The sequence below is a fragment of the Streptomyces capoamus genome (genome assembly GCF_014654935.1).
GTDB classification, from domain to species: domain Bacteria; phylum Actinomycetota; class Actinomycetes; order Streptomycetales; family Streptomycetaceae; genus Streptomyces; species Streptomyces capoamus.
In genome coordinates, this window is record NZ_BNBF01000026.1 from 94,536 (window position 1) to 106,957 (window position 12,422).

10 protein-coding genes are annotated in these 12,422 nt (G+C 76.1%); 3 read left to right on the forward strand and 7 right to left on the reverse strand.

The window, feature by feature from the left end; all coding sequences use genetic code 11:
- Together IE312_RS31700 and IE312_RS31705 are read left to right on the forward strand one after the other, a co-directional pair.
- Positions 1-1,229, forward strand: a 1,229-nt coding sequence (locus IE312_RS31700; protein ID WP_229900666.1) for a PucR family transcriptional regulator, incomplete at its 5' end; no start/stop codon positions are given.
- Positions 1,230-1,404: 175 nt separating this feature from the next.
- A complete protein-coding gene (locus tag IE312_RS31705) occupies positions 1,405-2,169 on the forward strand; it encodes a hypothetical protein (protein WP_189985704.1) in 765 nt (254 codons plus the stop codon).
- A gap of 93 nt (positions 2,170-2,262) precedes the next feature.
- On the opposite strand, the gene IE312_RS31710 is transcribed toward IE312_RS31705, so the two are convergent.
- On the reverse strand, positions 2,263-3,045 hold the full coding sequence (locus IE312_RS31710) for a GntR family transcriptional regulator (protein ID WP_229900667.1): 783 nt from the start codon (positions 3,043-3,045) through the stop codon (positions 2,263-2,265).
- A gap of 510 nt (positions 3,046-3,555) precedes the next feature.
- Between IE312_RS31710 and IE312_RS31715 the strand changes: the two genes are divergently transcribed.
- The gene (locus IE312_RS31715) at positions 3,556-4,596 is read left to right on the forward strand and encodes a DUF2637 domain-containing protein (protein WP_189985706.1); all 1,041 of its coding nucleotides are present in this window, start codon (positions 3,556-3,558) and stop codon (positions 4,594-4,596) included.
- A gap of 110 nt (positions 4,597-4,706) precedes the next feature.
- Here IE312_RS31715 and IE312_RS31720 read toward each other — a convergent pair whose 3' ends face one another.
- The 6 genes from IE312_RS31720 to IE312_RS31745 form a co-directional block, all read right to left on the reverse strand.
- Positions 4,707-5,150 (reverse strand): ATP-binding protein, encoded by a 444-nt coding sequence (locus IE312_RS31720; RefSeq protein ID WP_189985707.1) that lies wholly within the window; start codon positions 5,148-5,150, stop codon positions 4,707-4,709.
- 318 nt (positions 5,151-5,468) lie between these two features.
- The gene (locus tag IE312_RS31725) at positions 5,469-7,211 is read right to left on the reverse strand and encodes a pyruvate dehydrogenase (RefSeq protein WP_189985708.1); all 1,743 of its coding nucleotides are present in this window, start codon (positions 7,209-7,211) and stop codon (positions 5,469-5,471) included.
- A gap of 27 nt (positions 7,212-7,238) precedes the next feature.
- Positions 7,239-8,675, reverse strand: a complete 1,437-nt coding sequence (locus tag IE312_RS31730; RefSeq protein ID WP_189985709.1) for a protein phosphatase 2C domain-containing protein — start codon at positions 8,673-8,675, stop codon at positions 7,239-7,241.
- A 135-nt stretch (positions 8,676-8,810) separates the two neighbouring features.
- The gene (locus tag IE312_RS31735; RefSeq protein WP_189985710.1) at positions 8,811-10,025 is read right to left on the reverse strand and encodes a GDSL-type esterase/lipase family protein; all 1,215 of its coding nucleotides are present in this window, start codon (positions 10,023-10,025) and stop codon (positions 8,811-8,813) included.
- 128 nt (positions 10,026-10,153) lie between these two features.
- Entirely contained in the window at positions 10,154-10,657 is a 504-nt protein-coding gene (locus IE312_RS31740) for a methylated-DNA--[protein]-cysteine S-methyltransferase (RefSeq protein ID WP_189985711.1), read from the reverse strand.
- Between the two features lie 128 nt (positions 10,658-10,785).
- Positions 10,786-12,183 (reverse strand): bifunctional transcriptional activator/DNA repair enzyme AdaA, encoded by a 1,398-nt coding sequence (locus IE312_RS31745; RefSeq protein WP_189985712.1) that lies wholly within the window; start codon positions 12,181-12,183, stop codon positions 10,786-10,788.
- Between the last annotated feature and the right edge of the window lie 239 nt (positions 12,184-12,422).

Here is a 12,422-nt window from a genome sequence, read left to right on the forward strand (position 1 = left end):
CCGACGTGGTCCTGGACCTGCTCGGCTCCGACCTGGACCTGCGCGCGTGGGTGCTCTCCCCCACCGGCCGGCTGATCGCCGGCTCCAAGGTGGCGGGCCCGGCGCTGCCCGCCGAGACCTGCGCCCGGCTCGCCGCCGAGCACCTGGCGGCCACCCGTACCGGCCGCCGCGGCCCGCACCGGATCCAGCTGCACGGCACCACGTACTCCCTCTTCCCGGTCCGCTCCTCCGGCCGCTCCCCCCAGGCCGCCCGCGACGTGCGCGAGACGGTGCTCTCGGGCTGGCTGCTGGCGGTGGAGGCGGACGCGGGCGACTGGCCCGGGGAGCGCCTGGACCTGCTCCAGGGCGTCACCCAGCTCATCGCCGTCGAACGGGACCGCCGGGACGCGGCCCGCACGGTCCGGCGCCGGCTCGCCCAGGAGGTGCTGGAGCTGGTGCAGACGGGCGCCGCGCCCGCCGAGATCGCCGCCCGGCTGCGGGTGGCGGCACCGGTGCTGCTGCCCGGGCTCGGGGCGGCCCCGCACTGGCAGGTCGTGGTGGCCCGGGTGGAATGGGACGGGAACGAGGTCGAGGGCGGCCCGGTCGCCCAGTCCCTGCTGGAGGAGGTGCTGGTCGACCCGCTGGCGACCGGCCCCGAGCCGTCCGACCGCATCGCGGTCGCGCACACGGGCGACGAGGCGATCGCGCTGGTCCCGCTGCCCGCGGTGACCACCGAGCACGACGGCTCGGAGACCGGCCTGCTCGCCGACGCCCTGCTGCAGTCGGTACGCGAGCCGCTGTCGGCGGGCCTGAACGACGACGGCCGGCTCACGCTCGGCGTCAGCGCGGCCGTGCACTCGGCGGAGGGCCTGCGCGGCGCCCTGGAGGAGGCCCGGCACGCCCGCCGGGTCGCCGCCGCCCGCACCGGCCGGGTCTGCGCGGCCGGCCACCAGGAGCTGGCCAGCCACGTCCTGCTGCTGCCGTTCGTCCCGGACGACGTCCGCCGGGCCTTCACCGCCCGCCTGCTGGACCCGCTGACGGAATACGACCGCCGGCACCGGGCCGAGCTGATCCCGACCCTGGAGGCGTTCCTCGACTGCGACGGCTCCTGGACCCGCTGCGCCATCCGGCTCCACCTGCACGTCAACACGCTGCGCTACCGGGTGGGCCGGATCGAGCAGTTGACGGGACGTGACCTGTCCCGCCTGGAGGACAAGCTCGACTTCTTCCTGGCCCTGCGCATGAGCTGAGGTCAGGGGGCCGGCGGGGGCGCGCGACGGGCGGAAACCGGTCGCGCTCGTCCCCCCTACTTTGTGAAATCTTTCACCCACCCTCTTGGCCGGGCCCCGCGATTGGTGCTGGAATGCCGCCACCACTCAACAGCTCGATGGCGCGCTCGGGGAGGGCAACGTGGCGCATCCCGCCATGTCTGGTAACGGAACCACCGGTGACGATCCGCTCCAGACCGCGGTATGGCGGTTGCGCAGCCGGGCCTGCTGGGCCGACGCGGCGGCACTGCTGCCCGCCGACCGCCCCGCCCCGGCGCTGCAGCGGGCCGCCCTGCTGGTCGAACGGTGCCTGTACACCGAGCGGGGCTGGGAGGAGGCGGAGGACGCGCTGCGCACCGCGGAGGCGCTGGCCCACGCCGACGAGGAGCGGGGGGCGGCCGCCTGCGAACGCGGCTACCTCGCCTACGCCGCCACCCTGCTCGGCGTGCGCGACCGGTCCGACGAGGCGCGGGCCGCGCTGGGCCGGGCCGCGGCGCTGCTCCCGCCGGGGGCTCCGGGGCGGGCCCTGCTGGACTTCCGGCGCGGGCTGGTGGCCCAGAACCTGGCCGGCGTCCCGCAGGCGGCCCGCGCCGCGTTCCGCCGCGCGCACACCGCGGCCATGACCGACGCCGACCCGTTGCTGCTGTCGTTCACCTGGCGCCACCTGGCGGGACTCGCGCTGCGGGACGGCGAGCTGGCGGAGGCGCGGCACGGCTTCGCCGAGTCGCTGCGCATCCGGGAGGAGCTGGGCTACCTGGTGGGTACGGCACCCGCACTGGTCTCCCTGGCCGACACCGAGGACGAGCCGGAGGCGTCCCGGCTGCGCGAGGAGGCCCGCCGGCTGTTCCGTTTGCTGGGCGGGGTGCCGACGTGGCTGGCGCGGCAGCTGGCACCGCCCGCGCCGGGGGCGGCGACGGCGTAGGGGGAAAGGTGGCCGGGGTTCCTCGCCGGCCGCGGGCCCGCGGTGCTCGGGCGAGGGCCGCCCATGACCCTGCGCACCCCGTCCGCGTACGGCTCAGCCCGCGAAGTGTCCGGCCACCAGCCCCCGCACCCGGTCCTCGTCCCCCGCGGCCAGCGCGTCCAGCAGGGCGGCGTGCTGCGCCGCGTCGGCGAGCAGTTCGCTCCGGCCGCGCCGCACCGGGGGCCACTGGGACCGCCGGTGCAGGTCCTCGGCGATGCGGACCAGCTGCTCGTTGCCCGCGAGGGCGAGCAGGGCCCGGTGGAAGCCCCGGTCGGACTCCGCGTACGCAGCCGGGCAGCCGGAGGCCGCCGCGCGCACCGTCTCCTCCGCGAGCGGCCGCAGCCCGGCCCACCGCTCGGCCGGCACCGTACGGGACAGCCGCAGCAGCACCGGTACCTCGATGAGCGCGCGCACCTCCGCCAGCTCGGCCAGTTCCCGCGCCCCGCGCTCGACCACCCGGAAGCCCCGGTTGGGCGCGACCTCGACGGCGCCCTCCAGGGCGAGCTGCTGCATGGCCTCCCGCACGGGCGTGGCCGAGACGCCGAAGCGTTCCCCGAGCACCGGCGCGGAGTACACCTCGCCCGGCGTCAGCTCTCCGGTGACCAGTGCGGTGCGCAGCGCGTCGAGGACCTGCCCGCGCACCGAGGAGCGCTGCACCGCGGCCCGCGGCCCGGGCGCCGGCCGCTCGCCGTGGGTGTGCTCGCCCCGCGCCGCGTCGGGCGCGGCGGCGTCCCGTTCCCGCTCCCGGCCGGGAGCGCGGTCGTCGGCGGGGCGCTGCTGCGCCGGCACCCGGGCGGCGGCCGACGCGCCCGGGGAGCCCTGCACGCCCTGCTTCACGGGTCCTCCTGGCGGCTTGTCGGGACTTGAGGTCATTGACGACGGGTTGTCGCTTGTCCGTCAAGCACCTTAGGCGCACCGGACGGCAGTTCAAACTCCGGGCACGATGGGTAAGGCAAGGCTTACCTGTCATCCGGTCCGCGTCCGCGGACAGCCGGACGCCTTCCTGGCCCGGGACGCGGCCCAGGCGGTGCGCGACCACGGCCGGCCGGACGGCCGTACGCCGCCCCGCCCCGGTGGTCTGCCTGCCGGGCGGCCCGGCCTGAGCCCGCCGCCGGCCGTACTGCACAACTTCCCCGCGCGCCACAGGAACTTTCCACGGAACCATCCGTACGGGTAGTCTTATTCGAACTCAACTCCCGCCCCTCATGCGGCAGTTCGAGCAGAACGCCGCCCTGGGCATCCCCTTGCGTCTTCTTGGCGGCCTCTTGCCCCGAAACCCCCTGAGGGCCCTCGGGAGTGGGCCACTATGGCGGGCGTTACGCCCTATCCCCATGCAAGGGACCCCTGATGAGACTGACCGACATATCGCTGAACTGGTTGCTTCCGGGCGCCGTACTGCTCCTGGGCATGCTGGCGGCGGTGGCGGTGCTCGCGCGCGGAAAGCGCTCCTCCGGGGAGAGCGCGAGCGCGGACGACTCCTGGGAACGCAGCGAGGAGCGCCGCAGACGCAAGGAGGCCGTCTACGGCACCGCCTCCTACGTGCTCCTGTTCTGCTGTGCCGCGGTGGCGGCGGCCCTGTCCTTCCATGGCCTCGTCGGCTTCGGCGAGCAGAACCTCGGGCTGACCGACGGCTGGCAGTACCTGGTGCCCTTCGGCCTGGACGGCGCGGCGATGTTCTGCTCCGTCCTCGCGGTGCGCGAGGCCAGTCACGGTGACGCGGCCCTCGGCTCCCGGATACTGGTCTGGCTCTTCGCGGCCGCCGCGGCCTGGTTCAACTGGGTGCACGCGCCCCGCGGCGCCGGGCACGCCGGTGCCCCGCAGTTCTTCTCCGGCATGTCGCTGTCGGCCGCCGTGCTGTTCGACCGCGCGCTGAAGCAGACCCGCCGGGCCGCGCTGCGCGAGCAGGGCCTGGTGCCGCGGCCGCTGCCGCAGATCCGCATCGTGCGCTGGGTACGGGCCCCCCGCGAGACCTATGGGGCCTGGTCGCTGATGCTCCTGGAGGGCGTGCGCAGCCTCGACGAGGCCGTCGAGGAGGTCCGCGAGGAGAAGCGGAAGAAGGAGGAGACCCGGCAGCGTCGGCGGGACCAGCAGCGCGTGGAGCGCGCCCGGCTGAAGGCGCTCAGCCGGGGCCACCGCGGCTTCGCCGCCCGGGGTGCCGGCCGGGAGGTCGAGGTCCAGGTGGACCGCGGCCCCGCGCCGGCGACCGCGGAGCCTGCCATATCGGGCGCGGAACAGCTGCCCGTCCGCGCTCGGCCCTCCCTCCAGCCGGTGCCCACCGGGGCTGAACCGGTGACCGTCGACCTCACCGCCGAGGACGACACGATGGCCCTGCCGCGCCTGGACTCCCTGGAGCGCAAACTGAAGGACCTGGAGCAGCAGTTCGGCTGATGTCCGGCCCGCGGTGCGACCGCGGTGGGGACGGGGGCGTGACCCGAGCGGTCACGCCCCCGTCCCGTGCACAGCGCCCCGCCTCACGCCGTCCCGGCGCCCAGTCCGCCTCACGCCGCCTCGGCGCCCAGTTCGAACCAGACCGACTTGCCCACCCCGTGCGACCGTACGCCCCAGGCGTCGGCGAGGGTCTGCACGAGCAGCAGGCCCCGGCCGTGGGTGTCCTGGTCCGTGCTGCACGCGTTCGGCTCGGGCCGGCGGGCCACGAAGTCCCGTACCTCCACCCGCAGTCCGCCGCCCTCCACGACGGCCGTGAGGACGGCGTCGTCGTCGGTGTGGACGAGTGCGTTGGTGACGAGTTCGCTGGTGAGCAGTTCGGCGATCTCCGAGCGGCCCGGTTTGCCCCAGTGCCGCAGCAGTTCGCGCAGCGCCCGCCGGGTCTCCGGCACCGCCCTGAGGTCGGCCCGGACCAGCCTCCGCCTGAGCCGTCGCGCGTGTTCCGTGATGGTGTCGGTCTCTTCCCCCGTAGTCGCCGAGAAGGCCCCTACGGTCAAGGGACCGCCTCCTCGTGCCTGCCTCTTCATGACCCCCGCCCGCACGCCGCCGGTCCCTGCCCCTCCTGGTCGAACACGTTCACGGGGGGATGCTTGCCCCAGCCCGCTCCGGGCCAGTCCTGGGGCGTGCCCGATGACCGGCGGTTCGGCCACGCCCGCACCCCGCCCCGGCCGGCCGCCGGGCCGCACCCGGACCACGCCCCGGGCTCCCCGGGCGCCGCTGGACGCCACGGACGCCCCTCGACACCGGTCCGGCCGCCTCCGGCACCGGCTGCCGTCACGCCGTCACGGCCCGTGAAACTGGCCGAAATCACTCCCCTACGGCCGCGGTACGTTGCGCAGGTTGGAGCGGGCCATCTGGAGCATCCGGCCGACCCCGCCGTCCAGCACGATCTTGGAGGCGGACAGCGCGAACCCGGTGACCATCTCGGCGCTGATCCGCGGCGGGATCGACAGGGCGTTGGGGTCGGTGACGACGTCCACCAGGGCCGGCCCCTTGTGCCGGAAGGCGTCCTTGAGCGCCCCGGCGAGCTGCTTGGGCTTCTCCACCCGCACGCCGTACGCGCCGCAGGCCCGCGCGACGGCGGCGAAGTCGGGATTGGTGTTGGCGGTGCCGTGGGACGGCAGACCCGCGACGAGCATCTCCAGCTCGACCATGCCGAGCGAGGAGTTGTTGAACAGCACCACCTTGACCGGCAGGTCGTACTGCACGAGCGTGAGGAAGTCCCCCATCAGCATGGAGAATCCGCCGTCCCCGGCCATGGCGACCACCTGCCGGCGCCGGTCGGTGAACTGCGCTCCGATCGCCATCGGCAGCGCGTTCGCCATCGAGCCGTGCGAGAAGGAGCCGATGATGCGGCGGCGGCCGTTGGGCGAGATGTAGCGGGCGGCCCACACGTTGCACATGCCGGTGTCGACGGTGAACACCGTGTCGGCGCCGGCGACCTCGTCCAGCACGGCGGCCACGTACTCGGGGTGGATGGGGACGTGCTTGTCGACCTTGCGCGTGTAGGCCTTGACCACGCCCTCCAGCGCGTCCGCGTGCTTCTTCAGCATCCGGTCGAGGAAGCGCCGGTCGGTCTTCTCCCGCACCCGCGGGATCAGGCACCGCAGCGTCTCGCGCACATCGCCCCACACGGCGAGGTCGAGCCGGGAGCGGCGGCCGAGCACCTCGGGCCGCACGTCGACCTGCGCGATCCGCACGTCGTCGGGGAGGAAGGCGTTGTAGGGGAAGTCGGTGCCGAGCAGGATCAGCAGGTCGCACCCGTGGGTGGCCTCGTAGGCGGCGCCGTACCCGAGCAGTCCGCTCATGCCGACGTCGTAGGGATTGTCGTACTGGATGAATTCCTTGCCGCGCAGGGCGTGGCCGACCGGGGACTTGATCCGCCCGGCGAACTCCATCACCTCGGCGTGGGCGCCGGCCGTGCCGCGGCCGCAGAACAGGGTGACCCTGTCGGCCGCGTCGATCATCTCCGCGAGCGCGTCGATCTCGGCGTCACCCGGCCGCACGGTGGGCCGGGCGGTGACCAGCGCGCTCCGCGCGGCCTTCTCCGGTGCCGGTTCGCCGGCGACGTCCCCGGGCAGAACCACCACGCTCACCCCGCTCCGCCCGACCGCGTGCTGGATGGCGCTCTGGAGCAGCCGGGGCATCTGCCGCGGGCTGGAGATCAGCTCGCAGTAGTGGCTGCACTCCTGGAACAGCCGGTCCGGGTGCGTCTCCTGGAAGTAGCCGAGGCCGATCTCGCCCGACGGGATGTGCGAGGCGAGCGCGAGGACCGGGGCCATCGAACGGTGGGCGTCGTACAGGCCGTTGATCAGGTGGAGGTTGCCCGGCCCGCAGGAACCGGCGCAGGCGGCCAGTCTCCCGGTGACCTGCGCCTCCGCTCCGGCCGCGAAGGCGGCGGTCTCCTCGTGGCGCACGTGGATCCAGTCGATGGCGGCGTTGCGGCGGACGGCGTCCACGACCGGGTTGAGGCTGTCGCCGACGACGCCGTACAGCCGGCGCACCCCGGCGCGGACGAGGAGGTCGACGAACTGCTCGGCCACATTCTGTTTGCCCATGCCTCCATGGAGTCACAGCGACTGCCGTCACGCCTCCCACACGGCGGCCGCCGTACGGTCGTCGGCGTAGCCCTTCACCCGCACCTGGGCGTCGGTGAGGAAGGCGGCGAGGCCCGGCGGGGTGCGGCCGGACCAGCGACGGGCCAGGTAGGCACAGAGCGCGGGCTCGCCGCGCAGCGGGTCGGCCAGGCCCGCCGAGCACATCACCAGGGCGTCACCCGGGCGGGCTACCGAGGCCCGGAACCTGAACGGTGCCCGGGGCGGCTGCGGGGCCGGTTCCACGGCGGGCTCGAACGGGCTCGGCGGGGCGGGTACGCCGAGGGCCGGGGCCGGCCGGTCGCCCTCGGCGGTGCGCTCGGGCGGGGAACCGGCGAGGGGGGCGCCGGTGCCGCCCTCGGGCGCCACCGCCGGCTCGATGTCCTGCCAGGTGCCGTCCCGCAGCCGGAACAGGCCGCCGTCGCCGACGCCGAAGAACACCCGGGTGCGGCAGTCCGGGTCGGCGGGCAGCAGCAGGCAGCGCAGGCTCGCCGTGTGCTCCCCCGGGTCCAGGCCCTGTTCGGCGGCGCTCGCCCGGAGTTTGCCGAGGGCGCGGTCGGTGATCCGGTGCAGCCCCGACTTCAGGTCGCCGCGCCGGGCCGCCCGCACGTCCTGTGCCAGCCGCTGGTGGCTGCGGCCCACGGCCCCGCCGATCCACCGGCACGCCTCGGCCGCCGCCCGGTGCGCGCCCGGGACGCCCCGGGCACCGGTCGCCAGCGCGACGAGCACCAGCGCCTCTTCACCGGTCCCGAACCGGGCGGTGAGCAGCGCGTCCCGGCGCGGTTCGCCCCGGTAGCGGGCCGAGTCCCCGCGCAGCGACACGGCCCGCAGGGTGCACGTGCCGTACCGGGCCCCGTCCAGCACGGTGTCCGCGACCAGCTCCCCGAGCCCGTCCGGGTCGCAGAGGGGCAGCGCGGTGGGTTCGGGGTCGTAGGTGGGCGGCCCGGAGCCGACGTAGTCGAGGGAGGGGGCGGGAGCCGCGGCGGCGCCGGGCCGTGCGTCCTCGGCGGGTTCCGGATCCGGCACGGGGACCGCTTCCGGCGTGGGGGCCGCGTGCGGCGCGGGTTGCGGTTCCGGCGCGCGGACCGGTTCGGGCGTGGGGTGCGGTTCCGGCGCGGTCCGCTGGGGCGGCACGGCCCCGGTCGCGGCGGGCGGTTGCGGGGACTCCGCCTCGCAGGGGGGCGGCTCAGGAGGTGACGGCTCGGGGGGTACGGGTTCCTCCGGTGCCGGGTCCGCCGGCGCTCGTCGGTCCGGTGCCGGGTCCAGCGTGTCCGTGGGACGCCCCGCCACCGTGCTCCGCGCCGAGGCGAACCGGTCGTCCAGGGAATCGGGCGCTGCCGTGGGACCCGTGTCCTGGGTGGAGTCGTCGTACAGCTGCCCCCACCAGTCGTCCTCGGGACGGGCGGGTCTTCCCCCCTGCTGGTTCATGCCCCTGATTCTCCACCGCACGGGCCGCGCGAAAACGGGGCATCGGGAAAATCCGGCGCACGGGGCGCGCGGACCGGCGCGTCGGGTGAGGGGGTGAACTCCCGTACGAGCCGGTGGGGATGGGCCCGGGCACGGTCACCGGCGGTGGCCCGGCGGGGCGGCGCGGACCGGCCGGCGGGTCAGGGCCTGGTCGACGGTGTCGGCCACGACGGCCATGCCGTCGTCGTCGAAGTGGAGGTGGTCGCCGGGGTCGTAGGCGGGCAGGATGCGCCGCGGGTCGGCCGGGTCCCGGACGGCGGCGTCGGCGTCGGCGACCGCGTCGAAGAGGCCGCCGGTGCGGATGAGGGCGTTCACCCGCTGCCGTACCGCCTCCCCGGCGGCGGTCCACGCGGGGTAGCCGCGGTACGGGGTGAGGGTGACGCCGACGACCCGGATGCCCCGGGCGTGGGCACGGGCCACCAGGGTGCGGTAGGCGTCCGCGAAGGCGGCGGGGTCGCCGGCCGGCGGGAGGCCCTTGATGTCGTTGATGCCCTCGAAGACGACCAGCACCCGTGCCCCGGCCCGGTCCAGGGCGTCGGCCTCCAGGCGGGTCAGGGCGCTCGGTCCGGTGCCGTCACGGAGCAGGCGGTTGCCGGCGAGGCCCGCGTTCAGCACGCCGAGCCGGTGCCGGGACAGCCGCTGGGCGAGCCGGTCGGGCCACCGGCGGTTGGTGTCGGGGCTGGAGCCGTTGCCGTCGGTGAGCGAGTCCCCGAACGCCACGACGCTGCCGGCGGCGGTCCCGCGGACGTCGACCCCGGTGACGTAGTACCAGCGGCTGGTGGTCGCCGCGTACGCGCCGCCGTCCTCGTCGGCGGCCCGGCCGGCGCCGGCCCGGGCCAGGTAGCTGGTCTGCAGGGCCGTGCGGTGGTGGGTGGCGGGCCCGGAGTCGTCGGGCGTGTACACGGTGACGAGCAGGTCCGCGCCGGCCGGCACGGGCAGCGGCACCGGATCGGTGAGCGTGTCCGCGCCCGGCGGCACGGTCGCCTCCGGGGCGCGGTGGAAGGTGGCGGTGCGCAGTGTGCCCGGTACGGCGGCGGGGCCGGCCGCGCGGAGCGCCACGGTGACCGCGCCGAGGTGCAGCGGCGCGGTGCCGAGCCGGTTGCTGAGCCGGACGCGGACGGCGCTGCCGCCGACGCTGAGGTGGACGACGTTGCGTACGGCGGCGCCGGGCAGCGCGGCCGCGGTACCGGAGGGGGCGGTCTCCCAGCTGCCGGTCCAGGGCGGCGGGGCCGGCTCGGCGGCGGCCGGTGCCGTCAGGCCCGGCAGCAGTGCCGGCAGGAGGACCACGAGGACCCGAACGACCCTGCCCATGTCTTGCCCGCCTTCCCCGTGGCCCGTCGGACCGACGGTGCCACACGGGCGGGCCGTGTCGCCGGAGCACCGAGGAGGGGTCCACCCGCTCGGCGCAACGGGGGGGCGCCCCGCGGCGGTACGGCCCGTCAGGCGAGCACGCCCTCCAGGGTGAGCAGCCGCACCTTCCGCTCAAGTCCCCCCGCGTACCCGGTCATCGACCCGTCGGAGCCGATCACCCGGTGGCAAGGCCGCAGGATGAGCAGCGGGTTGGCGCCGATCGCCCCGCCGACGGCGCGAACCGCCGCCCGCGGCGCCCCGATCCGGGCCGCGATCTCCCCGTAGGTGACGGTGGCGCCGTACGGCACCTCGTCCAGCGCGGCCCACACCCGCTGCCGGAACGCGCTCCCGGTGGCCCGCAGCGGCAGCTGGAACTCCTTCAGGTCGCCGGCGAAGTAGGCGGCGAGCTGCTCGGCGGCGGCACGGAACGGCCCGGGGTCGTACCGCCAGTCGTCCTGGAGGATCCGCCCGCCCTTCTGCCCGGGCACGGACAGCGAGGTGAGCGCGCCGTCCGCGTCCGCGGTGAGCAGCAGCCGTCCGACGGGGGCGTCCAGGTGGGTGCAGTAGACGGGGGGCAGCGGGTGGGTGGTCATGGGACCGTCTTCCTCGGCGGGGCGGGCGGCTGGGCGGGCCGGCGGCTGGGTGGTGGGCGGACGGGGGTGCGGCGGATCGGCCGGCGACGGTCGCGTGCGTGCCGGTCCCGTGGGTGTCGTCCCGGTCGTCATGGCAGGGGTTCGCCCGCCACGCGCAGGTGCCGGACGGCGTACGACCGCCAGGGCCGCCAGCCGTCGGGAAGAGCGGCGCCGGGCGGCGCGACGTCGGGATCGCCGAGGGCGCGGACACGCACGACGGCGACGGTCGCCGGGTCCATCCCGGGCAGCGCGAGCAGGGCCCGCTCGGCGTCGTACCGGTCGGCGCCCGCGTCCAGCCGTACGGTGCCGTCGGCGAGGGCGGCGGCGAGCGCGCCCAGCGGACCGGCGGGCTCGGCCTCGGCGAGGACGGCGGGCTCGGGGAACAGGTGGGTGAGGCCGCCGTGGGGCGCGTCCAGCAGCTTGCCGTACCGGCGCACCAGTTCCCCGGTGCCCCGGACACCGGTCACAGCCCGCACGGCGGCCTCCAGCGGGTCCACGGCGCCGGGCGAGCGCAGCCCGGGCCGGGCGGCGACCAGCGGGGCGAGCCGGGGGTCCGCGCCGAGCCGCTCGTCGACGGCGTAGGGGTCCGCGTCCAGGTCGAACAGCCGGCGCAGCCGCTGCACGGCGGTGCCGAGGTCCCGGGGGTCGGTGAGCTGGAGCCGGGCGTCGAGCCAGCCGCCCGGGCGCGTGCCGGTGCCGGTGCGCGGGGTGCGGGCGCGTTCGTCGACGGCGGCGAGGGCGGTGCCGTAGGGCAGCCGCAGGGTACGCCGGTAGGTACGGGCGCCCGGGGCGCCGGTCACCTCCTCGACACCGGGTACGGCCTCCCGCGCGAGCTGGTCGAAGACGGCGGCGGCCTGGTAGGGGCCGCGGTGGGCGAGCCGGAGCGGGATGGCCGTGCCGGCGGCGGCCCGGCGGGCGGACCGGCCCCGGGGGGCGGTGGCGCGTACCTCGGTGGGTGTCGCCGCGTACACCTCCCGGATGGTGTCGTTGAACTGCCGCACGCTGGCGAACCCGGACGCGAACGCGATCTCGGTGACCGGCAGGTCCGTGGTCTGCAGCAGCACACGGGCGGTGTGCGCCCGCTGGGCCCGGGCCAGCGCCACGGGACCGGCGCCCAGTTCGGCGGTGAGCTGGCGCTGCACCTGCCGGGCGCTGTAGCCGAGCCGCGCGGCGAGCCCGGCGACGCCCTCGCGGTCCACGACGCCGTCGGCGATCAGCCGCATGGCCCGGCCGACGACGTCCGCGCGGACGTTCCACTCCGCCGACCCGGGTACGGCGTCCGGCCGGCACCGCCGGCAGGCCCGGAAACCCGAGCCCTGCGCGGCGGCGGCCGTCGCGAAGAAGCGCACGTTGCACCGCTTCGGCGTGACCGCCGGGCAGCTGGGCCGACAGTAGATGCCGGTGGTCTCGACGGCGAAGAAGAACACGCCGTCGAACCGCCCGTCCCTGCTGCGCACCGCCTCGTACCTGCTGTCCTCGTCCTTCACGCGTTCCAGTGTGGGGCGCGTGCCGGGGGGTGGGCTAGCGGAAATCGGACACGGAGGTGACGGGCGGCGACCGGACGGACCACCCCGTCCGGGTGCGCCGCCGGATGACGGCGAGGACCAGGACGGATGACGGCGATCCGGGGCGGGTGCCCGAGGTGGGCCCCCGAGGTGGGGGCCCGGGGCGGGTGCCCGAGGTGGGGGCCCGGGGCGGGTGCCCGAGGTGGGGGCCCGGGGCGGGT